Here is a 17,832-nt window from a genome sequence, read left to right as displayed (position 1 = left end):
CGGGACACCATGAAACGACGCGACTTTCTCAGGCTGACCGCAGCGGCGGCAACCGGCCTCTCGCTTTCGCCCGCACGCAGTTTCGCGGAGGGATCTGGCTCCGGGCCAGAAATGACGGCGCTGTGCGACTACATGAGCGCTGCGAAAACCCGCGCGCTGCCGCCCGAAGTCGTCGAACAAGCAAAGCACCACATCCTCGACACGCTGGCGTCGATGATCTCAGGATCGGAGCTGCCGCCCGGTCAGGCGGCGCAGCGTTACATTCGCGCCAATGCTGCGCAGGGGACATCGACCATTGCCGGCACATCGCTCACCGCGTCGCCAGTCGAGGCTGCGCTTGCCAACGGCGTCATGGCGCATGCCGACGAGACCGACGATTCGCACAGCCCGTCGCGCTCGCATCCCGGCAGTTCGACTGTGCCAGCGGCACTTGCGCTCGGCGAACACCTCGGAATCGACGGCGCGCATTTTCTGCGTGCGGTGACGCTCGGCTATGACGTCGGCACGCGCGTGGTGATGGCGATGGGCGGGGCCGATTTCAGCTATGAAAGCGTGCTGAGCACGCACAGCATTTCCGGCACGTTCTGCGCTTCCGCTGCGGCGGCCAGCGTCGCCGGCTTCGATGCGCGCCGGATGCGCTGGGTGCTCGACTATGCCGCGCAGCAATCCTCCGGCTTCATCGTGTGGCGGCGCGACGTCGACCATATCGAGAAAGGGTTTGTGTTCGCCGGCATGCCGGCCCGAAACGGCGTGACGTCGGCACTGCTGGTGCGTTCGGACTGGAACGGCGTCGACGACGTGTTCTCAGGGCCAGACAATTACTTCCTGGCCTATGCGCCGAAGGCTGCGACCGGCAAACTCGTGGAGAAGCTTGGCGAGCGTTACGAGATCGCAGGCACCGACATCAAGAAATGGACGGTGGGTTCACCGATCCAGGGACCGCTCGATGCGGTCTACGCCATCCGCAGCAAGCATGCGTTCGAGGCCGGAGAGGTCAAGCGCGTCACCGTACGTCTTGCGCCGTCGGTCGCCGAGGTCGTGGACAACCGCGACATCCCCGACATCTGCCTCCAGCACATGGTCGCCGTGATGCTGCTCGACAAAACCGCCTCGTTCCACGCCGCGCACGACAAGCCGCGCATGCAGGACGCGGCGGTTTTGAAGGAGCGCGCCAAGGTGAATCTGGTGCGCGACGAGGAGCTGGCCAAACTATTGCCGGTGCGCGTCGCCGTCGTCGAGATCGAGCTCACTGATGGAAGCCGCCTCTCCGAACGCGTCACCGCCGTGCGCGGCACGCCGCGCAACCCGATGACGCGCGACGAGGTCATCGACAAGGCGCGCGATCTGATTGCCCCAGTGGTCGGCGGCGAGAAGGCCGAGCGGTTGATCAAGTCGGTGTATGAGATTGAGGCTGTGACCGACATCCGCAGCTTGCGGCCGCTGCTGCAACGCGTGTGAGGAGCGAAATTTCGTAAGGGATGGCAGACTTTCGCCACATCGTCATTGCGAGGAGCTCCTGCGAAGAAACAATCCAGACTGCCTCCACAGAGAGATTCTGGATTGCTTCGCTGCGCTCGCAATGACGGAGCCTGTGGCAGGCATCTCGCCCCGCGCCACGCGTCGTTGAGCTACAATTGGAATTCTTCCATGACATCCGATGGTGCCGCGTCTCCTCGGCCAATAAGCCCCTCGGACCGGATCGACGCCATCGACGTGCTGCGGGGCATTGCCCTGTTCGGCGTCATGGCCATCAACGTGGTCATGGAATTTCGCATTTCGATCTTCGAGCAGTTTCTTGGTGCCAGAACGCTTGCTTCGCCGGTTGATCGCGCCGTCGAAACGATCCTGACGCAGGCCGTGGAGCTCAAGGCGTTTGCGCTGTTCTCGCTGCTGTTCGGCGCAGGCCTTGCCATTCAATTCGACCGGCTCGCGAACAGCGAGCGCCGCACTTTCCTGCTCCTGCGGCGGCTCGCTGTGCTGCTGGTGTTCGGCGTCATTCATTTGTGCCTGATCTGGAACGGCGATATCCTCACCGAATATGCACTGGCGGGATTCATCGTACTGCCGTTCCTGTTTGGCCCGCGCTGGTTGCTGACGCTCGCCGCGCTGGCGTCTCTCGCGCTGTATCTGGCCATGCAGGCCTTTCCGCCCGCGGGGTTGTTTCCCGGCAGGACCGCGATCTGGCGGGACGTCATGGATGCAAATCGCATCTATGCAACGGGCGGCTTCCTCGACGTGCTGGCGTTTCGTCTCCGCGAAATTCCTCTCATCGCGTCCCTGCACGCGTTCGTCTTCTTGCGCACGATCGGGCTGTTTCTCGTCGGAGCGCTGGCCTGGCGGAGCGGCATTCTGCAAAATGCCCGCGGCCTGCTCGTCATCGCGCTTCCGGCTATCTGTCTCGGCGCGGCCTTGCTTTACGTCGGCATCGAGCCGCTCGGCAACATCCTGCTGGCGCTGGGCTATGGTGCCGCCATCCTCTTCATCGCCAGTTTCGGACGCGGCAAGAGGCTGCTCGGCTGGGCCGCGCCGCTCGGCCGGATGGCATTCACCAACTACGTCGCACAATCGCTCATCTTCGGCTGGATCTTCTACGGCTACGGCCTTGGCCTGTTCGGACGGCTCGGCATCACCCAGGCCCTCGCTATCGGCATCGCCGTCTACGTCGGACAGGTGCTGTTCAGCGCATGGTGGCTGCGCCACTACCGATACGGCCCGATCGAATGGCTGTGGCGCACGCTGATGTATGGTGCACTGCAGCCGATGTTGTTGTCACGGGTGGAGGGCGTGCAGTGACCAAGGTCCCTCCGCCGTCATTGCGAGGAGCACTTGCGACGAAGCAATCCAGACTGCCTCCGCGGAAAGATTCTGGATTGCTTCGCTGCGCTCGCAAAGACGGAGTGTGTGGCAGCACCTGACGCAATCGCTGGCCGAGGTCTGCGCGGGGTATCGGCGCGAGGCGCCGCTCTCCCCGCCGTCATTGCGAGGAGCGCAGCGACGAAGCAATCCAGACTGCCTCTGCGAAAAGACTCTGGATTGCTTCGCTGCGCTCGCAATGACGGAGGGTGTCGGCGCGGCCGTCGAGCCCAATCCTACTCCGCCAGCGCCTTCATTTCCTTGTAGAGATCCGACTTGCCTTCGAAGCCGATGCCCGGCAGGTCGGGCATGGTGATGTGGCCGTTCTCGACGCGCACACCATCCGGGAAGCCGCCGTAGGGCTGGAACAGGTCGGGATAGCTCTCGTTGCCGCCGAGGCCGAGGCCGGCTGCGATGTTGAGGGACATCTGGTGGCCGCCGTGCGGGATGCAGCGGCTCGGCGACCAGCCGTAGGTTTTCAGGACCTCCAGCGTGCGCTGGTATTCGCAGAGGCCGTAGGATAGCGCGCAGTCGAATTGCAGCCAGTCGCGGTCGGGACGCATGCCGCCGTAGCGGATGAGGTTGCGCGCGTCCTGGTGGCTGAACAGGTTTTCGCCCGTGGCCATCGGGCCCGGATAGAATTCGGCGAGCGCGGCCTGCAGCGCGTAGTCGAGGGGATCGCCGACCTCCTCGTACCAGAACAACGGATAGTCCCGCAGCATCTTGGCGTAGGCGATGCCGGTCTCGAGATCGAAGCGGCCATTGGCATCGACCGCGAGCTGCGCGTCCTTGCCGATCTCCTTCAGCACCGCCTCGATGCGGGTGCGGTCGTCCTCGATCGACGCGCCGCCGATCTTCATCTTCACGACGTTGTAGCCGCGATCGAGATAGCCGCGCATCTCGCCGCGCAGCATCGAGAGATCCTTGCCGGGATAGTAGTAGCCGCCGGCGGCGTAGACGAAGACGCGCGGATTTGCTTTCACGCCGTGACGTTCGGCGAGCAGCCGGAACAGCGGCTTGCCTGCGATCTTCGCCACCGCGTCCCACACCGCCATGTCGATGGTGCCGACCGCGACCGAGCGCTCGCCATGGCCGCCCGGCTTCTCGTTGGTCATCATCGCGGCCCAGACCTTGTCGGGGTCGAGATTGTCACCGGCCGCATTCAGCAGCGACTTCGGATCGGCCTCCAGGATGCGCGAGGCAAAGCGCTCGCGGATCAGGCCGCCCTGCCCGTAGCGGCCGTTGGAATTGAAGCCGTAGCCGACGACGCGCCTGCCGTCGCGGACGACGTCAGTGACGACGGCGACGAGGCTCGTCGTCATCTTGGTGAAGTCGATATAGGCGTTGCGGATCGGCGATGAGATCGGTTTTGTGATCTCGCGGACGTCGACGATGCGGACGGACATGGGGTGGCTTTCGCTAACGGTGAGAGACGTTCGTCATTGCGAGCGGAGCGAAGCAATCCAGACTGTCACCGCGGAAAGACCCTGGATTGCTTCGTCGCTGCGCTCCTCGTAATGACGAGGACAGAGTATGCGAGCGCTTATTTCTTATCCCTGAAATACGGCTCGACCGGACCATGCACCTTGATCGTCAGCGGATTGCCGTGGCGGTCCTTGGCGTTGCCGGCGGTGACGCGGACCCAGCCTTCGCTGATGCAGTACTCCTCGACATTGGTCTTCTCGACACCCTTGAAGCGGATGCCGACGTCGCGCGAGAGAATATCCGCGTTGTAATAGGGGCTGTTCGGGTCGACCGACAGGCGGTCCGGAAATTCGTCGCTCATGATTGTCTCGCTCATAACAGGGTCTCGATTTGATTCCGCAGTCCTTCCGGCCGTGCGGTCGGCGCGTAGCGCGCGATCACCTTGCCGGCACGGTCCACGAGGAACTTGGTGAAATTCCATTTGATGGAGGCACCCAGCAGGCCGGATTGCTGGCGTTTCAGGTACTCATACAGAGGGTGCGCGTGGGCGCCGTTGACGTCGATCTTCTCGAACAGGGGAAAGGTGACGTCGTAGTTGGTGGAGCAGAAGGCCTGGATCTCGCTCGCCGGCCCCGGCTCCTGCGCGCCGAACTGGTTGCAGGGAAAGCCGAGCACCGAGAAGCCGCGCGGCGAGAGGTCGCGATAGAGATCCTCGAGCCCGCGATATTGCGGCGTGAAGCCGCATTTGCTCGCGGTGTTGACGATCAAGAGCACCTGCCCTTCGAAACGGCGCATGGGCACCTCCTCGCCGAGAAGCGAGTTGGCCTTGAAGTCGTAGATCACAGACATCGCTAACCCACGGGATCGATCGGCGACGGCGGCACGCCGCCCGCCTCGATCGCTTCGCCTGCGAGCAGACACAGATCCTCGCGATAGCGGCCGGACACGATGTGCACGCCGACCGGCGCCTTTCCGACCAGACCGGTGGAGACCACGAGGCCCGGCAGTCCCATGAACGGGGTCGCGATTTGCGGCATCTGCGCCTCCCAGACGCGCTCGAAGGATTCGTTGTCCTTGCGGTCGAGATGATCCGGGAACGGCAACTCGCCGGACACCGGCGTGAGCACCACTGCATATTTTTCGAAGAACAGCATCCAGTCGCGGGTCAGCGTGGCGCGGCGCGTGAGCGCCTTGGCGTAGTCCGCCTGGTCCATCGGCGTGACCTTGGCGCGATTGCCGCGCAGGCAGGCCAGCGCACCGGGATCGCCTTCGCGCTCAGCCATCTCCAGCTGCGCCTCATAGCCGTCGCCAAGCCAGAGTTTTCTCTGCCACTCGACCGCCTCGCGCATCGGCGGCGTGTTCTCGATGACCTCGACAGTCCAGCCGGCGCGCTCCAGCCGCTTGCCGGCGTCAGTCACGGCGGCCTTCACCTCCGATTTGGTGGCAAGCCCGTCCGGGTTGAGGCAAAGCGCGGCGCGCTTCGGCCGCGCGGGGCCCTCCAGCGGCGCCGGCACAAACCAGGGGTCGCGGATGTCGCGGGCTGACATGGCTTCGAGCGAGATCCTGAGATCGTTGACCGTGCGCGCCAGCGGGCCCGACACGGCCATGATCTGCGGCCCGATCGGACGCTCCGGCAGTGCCGGGTTGAAGGCGGGGATGCGGCCCAAGGTCGGGCGCAGGCCGTGAACGCCGCAGGCATAGGCGGGATAGCGGATCGAGCCGGCGATATCGGTGCCGTGGGCGATATGGCCGATGCCGGCCGCGACCGCCGAGCCGGCGCCGCCGGACGAGCCGCCCGGCGTCAGCGAGGCGTCGCGGGGGTTCTTGGTGTCGCCATGGACCAGATTGGTGGTGAACCAGCGATAGGAGAAGGCCGGGCAATTGGTGCGGCCGAGCAGAATGGCGCCGGATTTGCGGAAATTGGCGACCACCGGATTGTCCTCGCGCGCGATCAGGTCGCGCTGGAGTTTCAGGCCGTTGGTGGTGGCAAAGCCTTCCTGGTCGACATTGGCCTTGATGGTGACGGGCACGCCGGCGAGCACACCGGGATCTTCTCCCCGGGCGATGGCGGCATCGACGGCGTCAGCCTGCTTGAGCACGTCCTCCGGCCGGTGGTCGATCACCGCGTTGAGCTGGGGATTGACGGCGTCCAGGCGGGCCAAACCGGCCTTGGCCGCCTCCCTGGCGGAGACCTTTTTGGATTTGACGAGGGTGGCGAGGTCGGCGGCCGACAGGCGCCAGAGATCTTGCATGGCTTGCTCCGTTTAACCGGCGTCTTTTAGCGCCGGGAACGCAGCAAAGCCATGCGGATTTCGCGGGAAGGAAGAGCGGGTTTGGCGTCGGGTGGTGCCTCATTCTCCGTCATTGCGAGCCCAGCGAAGCAATCCAGAATCCCTCCGCGGAGACCGTCTGGATTGCTTCGTCGCAAGGGCTCCTCGCAATGACGGGGGAGAGCGCGGGGGCCTCAATGCCTGGTCGCGGACTGATCCGGGATGTCCAGCAGGGCCTCGGTGAACGGGAATTCGAGCACGATCTCCCCGTCGTCGTCGGTCACCTCGATGACGGCCTCCATGAGCGCCGGCTGGGCACCCTCCGACTTCACCACCTCCAGGATCATCTGGCGGGCGACCTCCCAGGCGCGATCGGGGTTACGCAGGTCCTCTCCGTCGGGATCCACGATCAATTCGTCGCCGATGCGGGTGTTGAAGAAGTATCTGGGCATCACGAGGGTCCAAATTGGGAGGCCTGTACCGGATTGAAAGCTGCACTGCACTCACAACTGCTTTATCAGGACAGGGTTCGCGACCGAATGCGCCACGCGCAAGGCAGCATCACGGGAAGTGATGTTCAAACATCATTTTCGCGGCGCAACATGGCTTTCTCGGGAAGATTTCACTAGCGAACTTTTCCGCTCGCATTACTTTAACCGTTGGGCGGATACGTCCGAATTCGTGAAAATGGAGAGCCAAAATGGCTTGGAAAGCCCCGAAGATCGTCGAAGTGCCCTGTGGCATGGAAATCAACATGTATGTGAGCGCCACCCGCAAGTAAGCGGTTGGTGGTTTCTGCGCAGGTGGATCTTTCGGTCACGATCGGTTTCCGGAAGACACGAACTTTGTCGGCGTCCGTGTCGGCCTGAGATCCACCTCGCGACGTTCCCTCCAGGAGACGTATTATGCTTCGCGTCGTCGTCCTGGGCGCCGGGGCCGGCGGCGGAGTCCCGCAATGGAATTGCGGGTGTGAGGGCTGCCGGGCGGCCCGTGAAAATGGCCAGGAGCTTCAGAGAACCCAGGCCTCGGTCGCTTTCAGTGGCGACGGCGAGCACTGGTTCCTGATCAACGCCTCCCCCGATCTTCGCCAGCAATTGAACGCCACGCCGCAGCTGCATCCCAAGGCCGGCGCGCTGCGCCATACGCCTGTTGCAGGCGTGATCCTGACCAACAGCGAGGTGGATGCGGTCGCGGGCCTGCTGTCGATGCGCGAGGGCTCGCCCTTCACGGTCTATGCGCATCAGAAGGTGCTGGCGATCCTGAAGAGCAACAGCATCTTCAACGTGCTGAACGAGAAGAACGTACAGCGCCAGCCGATTTCTATCCACGAGCCGTTCGAGCCACGGCTGCCTGATGGCACGCGCTCGGGCCTCGAGGTGCTGCCCTTCGCGGTGCCGGGCAAGTCGGCCTGGTATCTGGAAGGCAAGGCGCATCCCGGCGGTGAGAGCGGCGACGGCGATACGCTGGGGCTCAAGATCACGGACAAATCAACCGGCAAGTGCTTCTACTTCATCGCCGCCTGCGCCGAGGTCACCGACGCGCTCAAGGCCGAGATCGACGGCGCCGCGCTGGTGTTCTTTGACGGCACGGTCTGGCAGGATGACGAGATGATCAAGGCCGGGCTCGGCCACAAGACCGGCAAGAGCATGGGCCATGTCGCGATGTCCGGTCACGATGGCGCGATCTCGCGCCTCGCCGACCTCACTCTCGACAGGAAGATGTTTCTGCATATCAATAACTCGAATCCGGCGCTGCTGCCCGATACGCCCGAGCGCAAAGCGCTCGAGGCCGCGGGCTGGCGGATACCCGCCGACGGAACGGAGATCGTGCTGTGAATGCCGCGTCCATGACTGGAATGACCGCGCTCTCGATCGGCAAGGACATCAGGCTCAACTCGGCCGAGGAGCTTGAGGCGACGCTGCGCCATATCGGGGCGACGCGCTATCACAGCCTGCATCCGTTCCATAAGCTCTTGCACGGCGGTAAGCTGAACAAGGGCCAGGTACAGGCCTGGGCGCTGAATCGCTACTATTACCAGAGCACGATCCCGATCAAGGACGCCGTCGTGATCTCGCGCTTCCGCGACCGCGCCACGCGGCTGGAATGGCGCCACCGCATCGAGGACCATGACGGCGACGTCGGCTCCGAGGGCGGCATCGAGCGCTGGCTGAAGCTGACCGAAGGCCTCGGTCTCGACACGGCCTATGTGGAATCGACCGAAGGCATCTTGCCAGCGACGCGTTTCGCGGTCGAAGCCTATGTCCATTACTGCCGCGAGAAGAGCCCGCTGGAGGCGATCGCCTCCTCGCTCACCGAATTGTTCGCGCCGAACCTGCACGAGGAGCGCATCTCCGGCATGCTGGAGCACTACGACTTCGTCAATCCTGATATCATGAGCTACTTCAAGCGGCGGCTGGCGCAGGCGCCGCGCGATGCCGGCTTCGCGCTCGACTACGTCAAGGCGCACGCCACGACGCCGGAGCAGCGCGCGCAGGTGTGCAACGCGCTGATCTTCAAGACCAACGTGCTGTGGGTGCAGCTCGACGCACTCCAGCACGCCTATGTCGAGGGCCACATTCCGCCGGGCGCGTTTGTGCCCAAAGCGAGCTGAGGGACAATCGCAATGGCCGGGCCGCGGAACATCAGCGTCAGCGAGGCAAGCCGCCCGGTGCTGCCGCGGCATGCCAAACTGAAATATGACGAGACGCGCAAGGTCTGGGTGATCCTGGCGCCGGAACGGGTGCTGGCGCCCGACGAGATCGCGGTCGAGGTCTTGCAGCTCTGCGACGGCGAGCGCAATGTCGGGGACGTCGCGGACCAGCTGGCCGCGAAATACGCCGCGCCGCGCGAAGCGATCCTGGCCGACGTCATTGTCATGCTCCAGGATCTCGCCGACAAGGGCTTTCTCACCGAAGCCCGGGAGAAGACGTCATGAGCGACCTGCTCGGCAATCTTCCGGCCGACATCAGCGACAGCCTCGCGGTGCTGGAGAAGCAACGCTCGACAGCGGAGACGTTCGGCATTCCGCTCGCGGTGCTGCTCGAGATCACCCATCGCTGCCCGCTACAATGCCCCTATTGCTCCAATCCCGTCGAGCTTGACCGCTCCGGCAAGGAGCTGACCACCGACGAATGGAAGAAGGTGCTGAGCGAGCTCGCCGAGATCGGCGTACTCCAGGTGCATTTCTCTGGCGGCGAGCCGACGGCGCGGAAAGACCTCGTCGAGCTGGTCAAGCATGCCAGCGACGCCGGCCTCTACACCAATCTGATCACCTCGGCCGTGCTGCTGACGCGCGAGCGGCTCAGCGCGCTCGCGGACGCCGGCCTCTGCCATGTGCAGATCAGCTTCCAGGGTGTCGAGGAAGGCCTCGCCGACCGCGTCGCCGGTTACAAGAACGGACACCGCAAGAAGCTCGAAGTGGCGAAATGGACCCGCGAGCTCGATCTGCCGCTCACCGTGAACGCGGTGATGCACCGGCAGAATTTGCACCAGCTCTCCGACATCATCCAGATGTCGATCGACCTCGACGCCGACCGGCTCGAGGTCGCCAATGTCCAATATTACGGCTGGGCGCTGAAGAACCGCGCCGCCTTGATGCCAACCGTGGCGCAGTTAGATGAATGCACCCGCATCGTCGAGGAGGCGCGCGAGCGGCTGAAGGGCACGCTCGCCATCGATTACGTCGTGCCCGACTATTACGCGCTGCGGCCGAAGAAGTGCATGGGCGGCTGGGGCCGGCAGTTCTTCAACATCTCGCCCGCCGGCAAGGTGCTGCCCTGCCACGCCGCCGAGAGCATCACCGGGCTCGACTTCGAATCCGTGCGCTCCAATCATTCGATCGCCTGGATCTGGCAGAACTCGGATGCCTTCAACCGCTATCGCGGCACCGGCTGGATGAAGGAGCCGTGCAAGTCCTGCGAATTCCGCGAGATCGATTTCGGCGGCTGCCGCTGCCAGGCCTTTGCGCTGACGGGCGACGCCGCCAACACCGATCCGGCCTGCGCGCTGTCGCCGCTGCACGAGACCATCTTCAAGCAGGCCGAGCGCGAAGCCGAGGGCGAGACCAGCCGCTTCCTCTATCGCAATTTCGCCGGCGGCACTCTGGAATCCGGGAATGATGCCTGACGCCGACGCGGCCGCAGCGGCCAAACGCGCCGATCCCTTTGCGCCGCTGACCTCCGACATGCTCGACGTCGGCGACGGCCACGAGCTCTATGTCGAGAGCGTCGGCCGCGCCGATGGCATTCCCGCAGTCTACCTGCATGGCGGGCCCGGCTCTGGCTGCCAGCCCGACCATCGCAAGCTGTTCGATCCCGAACGCTTCTGCGCGGTTCTGTTCGACCAGCGCGGCTGCGGCCGCAGCCGTCCGAAGGGATCGCGCGAGCACAACACGACGCAGCATCTGATCGCGGACATGGAGAAGATCCGCGAGAAATTCGGCTTCGACCGCTGGATGGTCGTCGGTGGCTCCTGGGGCGCGACGTTGGCATTGGCTTATGCGCAGGCCCATCCCGAGCGCGTCTCCGGCATCGCGCTCCGTGCAACCTTCCTGGGCACCCGCGCCGAGGTCGAAACCGCTTTCACGTCGCGCCTGTCACAATTCTATCCAGCGCTCTACGAGGATTTTCTCAGCGTGCTGCCGCCCGATGAGCGCGCACACCCGGTGGACGCCTATTGGCGCCGCATCCTCGATGCCGATCCGGCCGTGCATGGTCCCACAGCGCGGGCCTGGCACGACACCGAGCGCGTCCTGTCTGAGCACAAGGCGGCCAAGACGCGGCTGGACCTCGCATCGCTGAACGTGTGGCGCACGCTGCCGGCGACGCCATTCATGGAGGCGCACTATTTCGTCCACGACAGCTTCATGACGGACAACCAGCTGTTGCGGAATGCGGGCAAGCTCGCTGGCATTCCCGGCATCATCGTACAGGGCCGCTACGATCTGTTGTGCCCTCCTGAGACATCCGAGCGGCTTGCGAAAGTTTGGCCGGGTTCCGAGATTCGGATCGTGGAAGAAGCCGGACATTCGCTCTATGATGCCGGGGTGCGGGACGCGGTCATGAAGTCGATTGCCGATCTCGCGTCGAAAGCCGCGCGCTAGATCGATCTCCTCATCCTAAGGAGCGCTCCAAAAGGAGCGCGTCTCGAAGGATAAGGCCCGGATCTAGCAGCGGGGCCTTCATGGTTCGAGACGCCACTTCGTGGCTCCCCACCATGAGGGTCTGAATGGGAAGGACAAGAACAATGCCGCTCGCCGGGCAAGGCATGCTGCTGACGTCGATGAACATCGACGTTCCAGATGAAGCCGATTTCAACCGTTGGTACGATCGCGAACATCTGGAAGAGCGCGTCGCGATCGAGGGGTTCCTGGAGGCGCGGCGCTATGTCGCGCATGCCGCCAATCCCAAATATCTCTCGCTGTACTCGACCGCGACGCTCGACGTGCTCGACAGTCCCGCCTACCGGGCCCGCCTCGCCAACCAGACCGAATGGTCGCGGCGGACCATGGCGCATTTCAAGAACATGCTGCGCGTGGTCGCGCGCATCACCATCAGCAAGGGCACCGGTCGCGGCGCTGCACTCGGGCTGGTGCGGCTCCGGCCGAGCGCCGACAACGCCGGGACATGGCGTGATGCACTGCACGAAAACCTGACGCCGGGGGAGCGCGAGGGCATCATCTCGATGCATCTGCTCGAAAGCGAGCCGGAATTGTCGGGCGCGACCGCAGACATTCCAGCGGTGCGCAATGAGGGCGCGCGCGACTGGTTCGTGCTGATCGACGGCACGCATGTCGGCGCGGTCTCCGCTGTCATTGCCGAACGCTTCACCGGCCCCGCCGCATCGCCCTTCCCGCTTCCCGTCTCCGTCGGCACTTACAGCCTGATGTGGGATCTCGCGAAGAGCGATATCGCGCCCGGCTAGCGGCCATCCGCAACGCAACATATTGCACCGCACGCATCTTGCGCGCGGCCGTTAATGCTGAGCGCGCGCAGCACCTATGAAAGCAGGTGATCGCCTAAATTTGCCGTTGTACTTCGGAACGGTTCTAATAAGCTAACCCAATGACGTCATTCATAAACCAGATCGACGCGCATTAGCGTTCGCCAAGCTCAAGAAAAGGCCGCCGGGTCTTTGGGCCTGTGCGGACAGGGTAGGAATGAAACCGACCGATATCGCGGCCCCCGACTACTTTCACAAAGTGGTCGATTGCCAGTGGGCCTGTCCTGCACACACCCCGGTTCCCGAATACATCCGACTGATCGCACAAGGCCGCTATAGCGACGCCTACATGATCAATTGGAAATCGAACGTGTTTCCCGGAATTCTGGGACGCACCTGCGATCGTCCATGCGAGCCGGCGTGCCGTCGCGGACGCGTCGAGGAAACGCCGGTAGCGATCTGCCGCCTCAAACGCGTCGCCGCTGATTTCAAGGACGACATCAGGCAACGCCTGCCGCGCCCCTCGCCTAAGAACGGCAAGCGCGTTGCGTTCGTCGGCGGCGGCCCCGCCTCGCTGACGGTGGCGCGCGATCTTGCCCCGCTCGGCTATCACTGCACCGTGTTCGACGGCGATCCCGAGGCCGGCGGGATGATGCGCACGCAAATCCCGAAATTCCGCCTGCCCAATTCGGTCATTGACGAGGAGACCGGCTACATCCTCGATCTCGGCGTCGAATTCAAAGGCGGCCACCGCATCGAGAGCATGAAGGCGCTGCTCGCGGAGAAATACGACGCGATCTTCGTCGGCTCCGGCGCACCGCGCGGACGCGAGCTCGACGTTCCCGGCCGGAAAGAAGCTGCCGCCAACATCCATATCGGCATCGACTGGCTGTCCTCGGTGTCGTTCGGCCACATCGACAAGATCGGCAAGCGCGTGATCGTGCTCGGCGGCGGCAACACCGCGATGGATTGCTGCCGCACCGCGCGCCGCCTCGGCGGCGCAGACGTGAAAGTCATTGTGCGCTCCGGCTTCGAGGAGATGAAGGCCTCGCCCTGGGAGAAGGAAGACGCGATCCACGAGGACATTCCGATCCTCAACTACATGGTGCCGGTGGCATTCAAGCATGTCGCCGGCAAGCTCATCGGCGTCACCTTCCAGCACGTCAAAGCCGAATACGACGCCAAAGGCCGCCGCAATCTGGTGCCTTCGGGCGACCCCGATCAGACCATTCCCTGCGACGACGTGCTGGTCGCGGTCGGCCAGGAGAACGCCTTCCCCTGGATCGAACAGGATTGCGGCATTGAGTTCGACAAATGGCACATGCCCAAGGTCGATCCGAAGACCTTCGTCTCGACCAATCCGAAAGTGTTCTTCGGCGGCGACGCCGCGTTCGGCCCGAAGAACATCATCTGGGCCGTGGCGCAGGGCCACGACGCCGCGCTGTCGATCCACAAGATGCTCTCGGGCGATGACATCACCGAACGGCCGCTGCCGGAGGTGCAGATCTCCTCGCAGAAGATGGGCATCCACGAATGGAGCTATGACAACGACATCTCCAACGACAAGCGCTTCAAGGTTCCACATCGCGACAAGGTGATTGCGCTGAAGGACATCCGAACCGAGGTCGAGCTCGGCTACGACGTCAAGCTGGCGCTGGGCGAAGCCGAGCGCTGCCTGAACTGCGACGTCCAGACCGTGTTCTCGACCTCGCTCTGCATCGAGTGCGACGCATGCGTCGACATCTGTCCGATGGATTGCATCACTTTCACTGACAATGGCGAGGAAAGCGACCTGCGCCAGCGGCTGAAGGCGCCCTCGCCGCATCCGGACCAGGACCTTTACGTCTCCAGCGACCTCAAGACCGGGCGCGTGATGGTCAAGGACGAGGACGTCTGCCTGCATTGCGGGCTGTGCGCCGAGCGTTGTCCCACCGGAGCCTGGGACATGCAGAAATATTTCATCGAGATGACTTACGCAGGTTCGACATGTCCGACAAAAAGCCGCTCAGCAGCGTAAACGACTTCGTCGTCCGTTTCGCCAACGTCAACGGCTCGGGGTCGGCCAGCGCCAACGAGATGTTCGCGCGCGCGATCCTGCGCCACGGCGTTCCGGTCTCCCCCCGCAACATCTTCCCCTCCAACATCCAGGGCCTGCCGACCTGGTACGAGGTGCGGGTGACGGAAGACGGCCATCTCGGCGCCCGTGGCGGCGTCGACATGATGGTGGCGATGAATCCGCAGACCTGGGACAAGGACGTCGCCGGCATCGAGCCCGGCGGCTATCTGTTCTACGATTCCACCAAGCCGATGCCGTCGACCAAATTCCGCGACGACATCACCGTGATCGGCGTGCCGCTCACCGCGATCACCAACTCGACCTACACCGATCCGCGCCAGCGCCAGCTGTTCAAGAACATCATCTATCTGGGCAGCCTCTCGGCGCTGCTCGACATGGACCCGAAGCTGATCGAGCAGCTGATCGGCGAGCAGTACAAGGGCAAGGAGAAGCTGCTCTCCTCCAACGTCCATGCGCTGCATCTCGGCCGCGACTGGGCGCTGCAGAACTTGAAATGCCCGATCGGGCTGCGGGTGAAGAAAACCGACAAGGTCGGCGACCGCATCTTCATCGAGGGCAACAGCGCCGCCGCGCTCGGCGCGGTCTATGGCGGCGCCACCGTGTGCGCCTGGTATCCGATCACACCGTCCTCGTCGGTGGCGGAGGCTTTCACCGCCCACTGCAAGAAGTACCGGCACGACCCTGAGACCGGCAAGGCGAAATACGCGATCGTGCAGGGCGAGGACGAGCTGGCTTCGATCGGTATCGTCATTGGCGCCTCCTGGAACGGCGCCCGCGCCTTCACCGCGACCTCCGGCCCCGGCATCTCCTTGATGACCGAGTTCATCGGCCTCTCCTATTTCGCGGAGATCCCGGCCGTGATCATGAACATCCAGCGCGCCGGTCCCTCGACCGGCATGCCGACCCGCACCCAGCAATGCGACATCATCGCCTGCGCCTATGCTTCGCATGGCGACACCAAGCACGTGCTGCTGTTCCCGGAAGATCCGGCTGAGGCCTTCGAGTTCGCGGCGGCCGCATTCGATCTTGCCGAACGGCTCCAGACCACGATCTTCCTGATGCTCGACCTCGACATCGGGATGAACCACCGTCTTTGCCGCCCGCTGAAGTGGGACGACGCGAAACAGTATGACCGCGGCAAGGTGATGACCACGGAGATGCTGGAGGAAGGCCGCGACTTCGGCCGCTATCTCGACGTCGACGGCGACGGCATTCCCTACCGCACCTATCCCGGCACGCATCCGACCAAGGGCTCCTATTTCACCCGCGGCACCTCGCGCGACCGCTATGCGCGTTACTCCGAGGAAGGCTCGGTCTATGCCGACAATATGCAGCGTCTGGTGCGCAAGTTCGAGACCGCGCAGGACCTGGTCCCGCGCCCGCTCCAGGCCAACGCGGAACGACCGACCAAATATGGCGTGATCTATTTCGGCTCGACCTCGCCCGCGATGGACGAGGCGATCGGCCTGCTGGAGGCGCGCGGGCATCAGCTCGACCGCCTGCGCATCCGCGCTTTCCCGTTCCACTCGAGCGTGGCGAGCTTCCTCGCCGAGCACGACTTCGTCTACGTGGTCGAGCAGAACCGCGACGCCCAGCTCCGCCAGCTCATCGTCAACGAGAACGGCATCGACCCGGTGCGCCTCGTGCCGATCGTGCATTATGACGGCACCCCGATCACCGCCCGCTACATCGCAAAAGCCATTGGCGACCACCAGGATCACCTCAAGGTGACCCCGCTCCGCAAGGCCGTGTCATGACCTATATTGCCAAGCCGAAGTTCCATCATCCGGGCCTCAAGAAGAACGAGCTCGGCTACACGCACCGCGACTACGAGGGCAAGATCTCGACCCTGTGCGCCGGCTGCGGCCACGACTCGATCACGGCCTCGATCATCGAAGCCTGCTACGAGCTCTCGATCGAACCGCATCGGGTCGCGAAGATTTCGGGCATCGGGTGCTCGTCGAAGACGCCGGACTATTTCCTCGGCAACTCGCACGGCTTCAACTCCGTGCACGGCCGCATGCCGTCGGTCTTGACCGGCGCCAACCTCGCCAACCGCGATTTGATCTATCTCGGCGTCTCCGGCGACGGCGATTCCGCCTCGATCGGCTTCGGCCAGTTCGCGCATTCGATCCGGCGCGGCGTCAACATGACCTATATCGTCGAGAACAACGGCGTCTACGGCCTGACCAAGGGCCAGTTCTCGGCGACCGCCGACCGCGGCTCGAAGTCCAAGAAAGGCGTGACCAACACCGACAACGCGATCGACCTCGTCGCGATCGCGCTGCAGCTAGGGGCCACCTTCGTCGCGCGCTCGTTCTCCGGCGACAAGAGCCAGCTGGTGCCGCTGATCGCCGCCGCGATCGGCCACAAGGGCGCATCCTTCATCGACGTCATCAGCCCCTGCATCGCCTTCAACAACCACGCCGGATCGACCAAGAGCTTCGACTATGTGCGGGAGCACAATGACGCCGTGAACCGGCTCGACGTGCTGGTCGGCCGCGATCCCATCGCCGTCGAGTATGCGCCGGGAACGGTGCAGGTGGTCGAGCAGCACGACGGCAGCAAGATCGCGCTGCGCAAGATCGACGCGGATTACGACCCGCACGACCGCCTCGGCGCCCAGACCTTCCTCCAGAAGCACGCCGCCAAGGGCCAGATCGTCACCGGTCTGCTCTACGTCGATCCCGATGCGGAAGACCTGCACACGCATCTCAACACGGTCGAGACGCCGCTCAATACGCTGGAGGCGGACACGCTGTGCCCGGGCTCGGCTGCGCTGGACAAGTTCAACGCCAGCCTGCGGTGATCATCGACCGCGCTCGACCGGCTGCCTGACACGTATGGTGATCTTCTCCGATACGACAGGCGGCTCGAACGGATAGTGCTTCGCGTCGCCCAGCACCAGCTGCAGCGTGTGCATCCCGGGTGGAAGTTCGAGCAGGGTTTCGGTCTGCCCCGCCCCGAAGTGCAGATGCGACTTGTCCTGCGGGATCGGCTCCTTGGGATCGATGGGATCGTTGACGTCGACCAGCAAATGATGATGGCCGGCGTTCTGGTACTCGTCGCCGGCGTGCGTCACGCCCATATTGCGCAAGCCGAACCGGACCCAGAACCCGCCCCGAACCTTCTGCCCGTCACGCGGGGTGATGAAATAAAGCTTGGCATCCTTGGGAGCGGTATTGCCCTGCGGATAGGCGACGCCTGGAAGCAATGCGAGCGCCGCCGCCAAGGCGGCGCAACGAATGATCTGCATCGAAATGACTC

At 63.9% G+C, this 17,832-nt stretch carries 18 protein-coding genes; 12 read left to right on the top strand and 6 right to left on the bottom strand.

The genetic code is table 11. The features are described 5' to 3' along the window. The first annotated feature begins 9 nt into the window (after positions 1 to 9). Together ABIB95_RS12170 and ABIB95_RS12165 are read left to right on the top strand one after the other, a co-directional pair. Complete coding sequence (locus tag ABIB95_RS12170; protein WP_354239551.1) at positions 10 to 1,458, top strand: MmgE/PrpD family protein; 1,449 nt, start codon at positions 10 to 12, stop codon at positions 1,456 to 1,458. Positions 1,459 to 1,647: 189 nt separating this feature from the next. Beyond that, the gene (locus tag ABIB95_RS12165) at positions 1,648 to 2,793 is read left to right on the top strand and encodes a DUF418 domain-containing protein (protein WP_354239549.1); all 1,146 of its coding nucleotides are present in this window, start codon (positions 1,648 to 1,650) and stop codon (positions 2,791 to 2,793) included. 296 nt (positions 2,794 to 3,089) lie between these two features. On the opposite strand, the gene tarD is transcribed toward ABIB95_RS12165, so the two are convergent. From tarD to ABIB95_RS12140, 5 genes are all read right to left on the bottom strand, one after another. Then, the gene (gene tarD / locus ABIB95_RS12160) at positions 3,090 to 4,259 is read right to left on the bottom strand and encodes a D(-)-tartrate dehydratase (protein WP_354239547.1); all 1,170 of its coding nucleotides are present in this window, start codon (positions 4,257 to 4,259) and stop codon (positions 3,090 to 3,092) included. Between the two features lie 137 nt (positions 4,260 to 4,396). Further along, the gene (locus tag ABIB95_RS12155; RefSeq protein WP_015684132.1) at positions 4,397 to 4,654 is read right to left on the bottom strand and encodes a DUF3297 family protein; all 258 of its coding nucleotides are present in this window, start codon (positions 4,652 to 4,654) and stop codon (positions 4,397 to 4,399) included. After that, complete coding sequence (locus tag ABIB95_RS12150) at positions 4,651 to 5,127, bottom strand: glutathione peroxidase (RefSeq protein WP_166343961.1); 477 nt, start codon at positions 5,125 to 5,127, stop codon at positions 4,651 to 4,653. The genes ABIB95_RS12155 and ABIB95_RS12150 overlap by 4 nt, the downstream gene beginning before the upstream one ends. 2 nt (positions 5,128 to 5,129) lie before the next feature. Beyond that, entirely contained in the window at positions 5,130 to 6,530 is a 1,401-nt protein-coding gene (locus tag ABIB95_RS12145) for an amidase family protein (protein WP_354239545.1), read from the bottom strand. Between the two features lie 212 nt (positions 6,531 to 6,742). Next, positions 6,743 to 7,000: a DUF6894 family protein gene (locus tag ABIB95_RS12140; RefSeq protein WP_063981427.1), complete on the bottom strand. Its 258-nt coding sequence runs from the start codon at positions 6,998 to 7,000 to the stop codon at positions 6,743 to 6,745. A gap of 248 nt (positions 7,001 to 7,248) precedes the next feature. On the opposite strand from ABIB95_RS12140, the gene pqqA reads away from it, so the two are divergent. The 10 genes from pqqA (at position 7,249) to ABIB95_RS12090 (ending at position 17,374) form a co-directional block, all read left to right on the top strand. Further along, complete coding sequence (pqqA, locus tag ABIB95_RS12135; protein ID WP_007595659.1) at positions 7,249 to 7,329, top strand: pyrroloquinoline quinone precursor peptide PqqA; 81 nt, start codon at positions 7,249 to 7,251, stop codon at positions 7,327 to 7,329. Between the two features lie 124 nt (positions 7,330 to 7,453). Beyond that, positions 7,454 to 8,383 carry a pyrroloquinoline quinone biosynthesis protein PqqB gene (pqqB, locus tag ABIB95_RS12130; protein WP_354239543.1) on the top strand — a complete coding sequence of 310 codons (930 nt, stop codon included), beginning with the start codon at positions 7,454 to 7,456 and terminating at the stop codon, positions 8,381 to 8,383. A 20-nt stretch (positions 8,384 to 8,403) separates the two neighbouring features. After that, positions 8,404 to 9,159 (top strand): pyrroloquinoline-quinone synthase PqqC, encoded by a 756-nt coding sequence (pqqC, locus tag ABIB95_RS12125; RefSeq protein ID WP_249143149.1) that lies wholly within the window; start codon positions 8,404 to 8,406, stop codon positions 9,157 to 9,159. A gap of 12 nt (positions 9,160 to 9,171) precedes the next feature. Next, positions 9,172 to 9,483, top strand: a complete 312-nt coding sequence (pqqD, locus tag ABIB95_RS12120; protein WP_028147039.1) for a pyrroloquinoline quinone biosynthesis peptide chaperone PqqD — start codon at positions 9,172 to 9,174, stop codon at positions 9,481 to 9,483. Further along, positions 9,480 to 10,673 carry a pyrroloquinoline quinone biosynthesis protein PqqE gene (pqqE, locus tag ABIB95_RS12115; protein WP_354239539.1) on the top strand — a complete coding sequence of 398 codons (1,194 nt, stop codon included), beginning with the start codon at positions 9,480 to 9,482 and terminating at the stop codon, positions 10,671 to 10,673. Before pqqD ends, pqqE begins: the two co-directional genes overlap by 4 nt. Continuing rightward, positions 10,663 to 11,649 carry a prolyl aminopeptidase gene (gene pip / locus ABIB95_RS12110; protein WP_354239537.1) on the top strand — a complete coding sequence of 329 codons (987 nt, stop codon included), beginning with the start codon at positions 10,663 to 10,665 and terminating at the stop codon, positions 11,647 to 11,649. The genes pqqE and pip overlap by 11 nt, the downstream gene beginning before the upstream one ends. A gap of 143 nt (positions 11,650 to 11,792) precedes the next feature. Next, a complete protein-coding gene (locus ABIB95_RS12105) occupies positions 11,793 to 12,470 on the top strand; it encodes a hypothetical protein (RefSeq protein WP_354239535.1) in 678 nt (225 codons plus the stop codon). Positions 12,471 to 12,705: 235 nt separating this feature from the next. After that, entirely contained in the window at positions 12,706 to 14,505 is a 1,800-nt protein-coding gene (locus ABIB95_RS12100; protein ID WP_063981421.1) for an FAD-dependent oxidoreductase, read from the top strand. After that, complete coding sequence (locus tag ABIB95_RS12095) at positions 14,475 to 16,322, top strand: 2-oxoacid:acceptor oxidoreductase subunit alpha (RefSeq protein ID WP_354239533.1); 1,848 nt, start codon at positions 14,475 to 14,477, stop codon at positions 16,320 to 16,322. The genes ABIB95_RS12100 and ABIB95_RS12095 overlap by 31 nt, the downstream gene beginning before the upstream one ends. Next, a complete protein-coding gene (locus ABIB95_RS12090; RefSeq protein WP_063981419.1) occupies positions 16,319 to 17,374 on the top strand; it encodes a 2-oxoacid:ferredoxin oxidoreductase subunit beta in 1,056 nt (351 codons plus the stop codon). The genes ABIB95_RS12095 and ABIB95_RS12090 overlap by 4 nt, the downstream gene beginning before the upstream one ends. Here ABIB95_RS12090 and ABIB95_RS12085 read toward each other — a convergent pair whose 3' ends face one another. Beyond that, complete coding sequence (locus ABIB95_RS12085) at positions 17,375 to 17,821, bottom strand: DUF4399 domain-containing protein (protein WP_354239531.1); 447 nt, start codon at positions 17,819 to 17,821, stop codon at positions 17,375 to 17,377. Between the last annotated feature and the right edge of the window lie 11 nt (positions 17,822 to 17,832).

Source organism: Bradyrhizobium sp. LA2.1, assembly GCF_040547725.1.
Classification (GTDB): Bacteria; Pseudomonadota; Alphaproteobacteria; order Rhizobiales; family Xanthobacteraceae; genus Bradyrhizobium; species Bradyrhizobium barranii.
This window is presented reverse-complemented; position numbering and strand designations above follow the sequence as displayed.

Bases quoted from the DNA above. Each gene is read 5' to 3' on its own strand.
- ABIB95_RS12170 (WP_354239551.1), top strand. From the start codon at position 10: ATGAAACGACGCGACTTTCTCAGGCTGACCGCAGCGGCGGCAACCGGC.
- ABIB95_RS12165 (WP_354239549.1), top strand. From the start codon at position 1,648: ATGACATCCGATGGTGCCGCGTCTCCTCGGCCAATAAGCCCCTCGGAC.
- tarD (WP_354239547.1), bottom strand. From the start codon at position 4,259: ATGTCCGTCCGCATCGTCGACGTCCGCGAGATCACAAAACCGATCTCA.
- ABIB95_RS12155 (WP_015684132.1), bottom strand. From the start codon at position 4,654: ATGAGCGAGACAATCATGAGCGACGAATTTCCGGACCGCCTGTCGGTC.
- ABIB95_RS12150 (WP_166343961.1), bottom strand. From the start codon at position 5,127: ATGTCTGTGATCTACGACTTCAAGGCCAACTCGCTTCTCGGCGAGGAG.
- ABIB95_RS12145 (WP_354239545.1), bottom strand. From the start codon at position 6,530: ATGCAAGATCTCTGGCGCCTGTCGGCCGCCGACCTCGCCACCCTCGTC.
- ABIB95_RS12140 (WP_063981427.1), bottom strand. From the start codon at position 7,000: ATGCCCAGATACTTCTTCAACACCCGCATCGGCGACGAATTGATCGTG.
- pqqA (WP_007595659.1), top strand. From the start codon at position 7,249: ATGGCTTGGAAAGCCCCGAAGATCGTCGAAGTGCCCTGTGGCATGGAA.
- pqqB (WP_354239543.1), top strand. From the start codon at position 7,454: ATGCTTCGCGTCGTCGTCCTGGGCGCCGGGGCCGGCGGCGGAGTCCCG.
- pqqC (WP_249143149.1), top strand. From the start codon at position 8,404: ATGACCGCGCTCTCGATCGGCAAGGACATCAGGCTCAACTCGGCCGAG.
- pqqD (WP_028147039.1), top strand. From the start codon at position 9,172: ATGGCCGGGCCGCGGAACATCAGCGTCAGCGAGGCAAGCCGCCCGGTG.
- pqqE (WP_354239539.1), top strand. From the start codon at position 9,480: ATGAGCGACCTGCTCGGCAATCTTCCGGCCGACATCAGCGACAGCCTC.
- pip (WP_354239537.1), top strand. From the start codon at position 10,663: ATGATGCCTGACGCCGACGCGGCCGCAGCGGCCAAACGCGCCGATCCC.
- ABIB95_RS12105 (WP_354239535.1), top strand. From the start codon at position 11,793: ATGCCGCTCGCCGGGCAAGGCATGCTGCTGACGTCGATGAACATCGAC.
- ABIB95_RS12100 (WP_063981421.1), top strand. From the start codon at position 12,706: ATGAAACCGACCGATATCGCGGCCCCCGACTACTTTCACAAAGTGGTC.
- ABIB95_RS12095 (WP_354239533.1), top strand. From the start codon at position 14,475: ATGTCCGACAAAAAGCCGCTCAGCAGCGTAAACGACTTCGTCGTCCGT.
- ABIB95_RS12090 (WP_063981419.1), top strand. From the start codon at position 16,319: ATGACCTATATTGCCAAGCCGAAGTTCCATCATCCGGGCCTCAAGAAG.
- ABIB95_RS12085 (WP_354239531.1), bottom strand. From the start codon at position 17,821: ATGCAGATCATTCGTTGCGCCGCCTTGGCGGCGGCGCTCGCATTGCTT.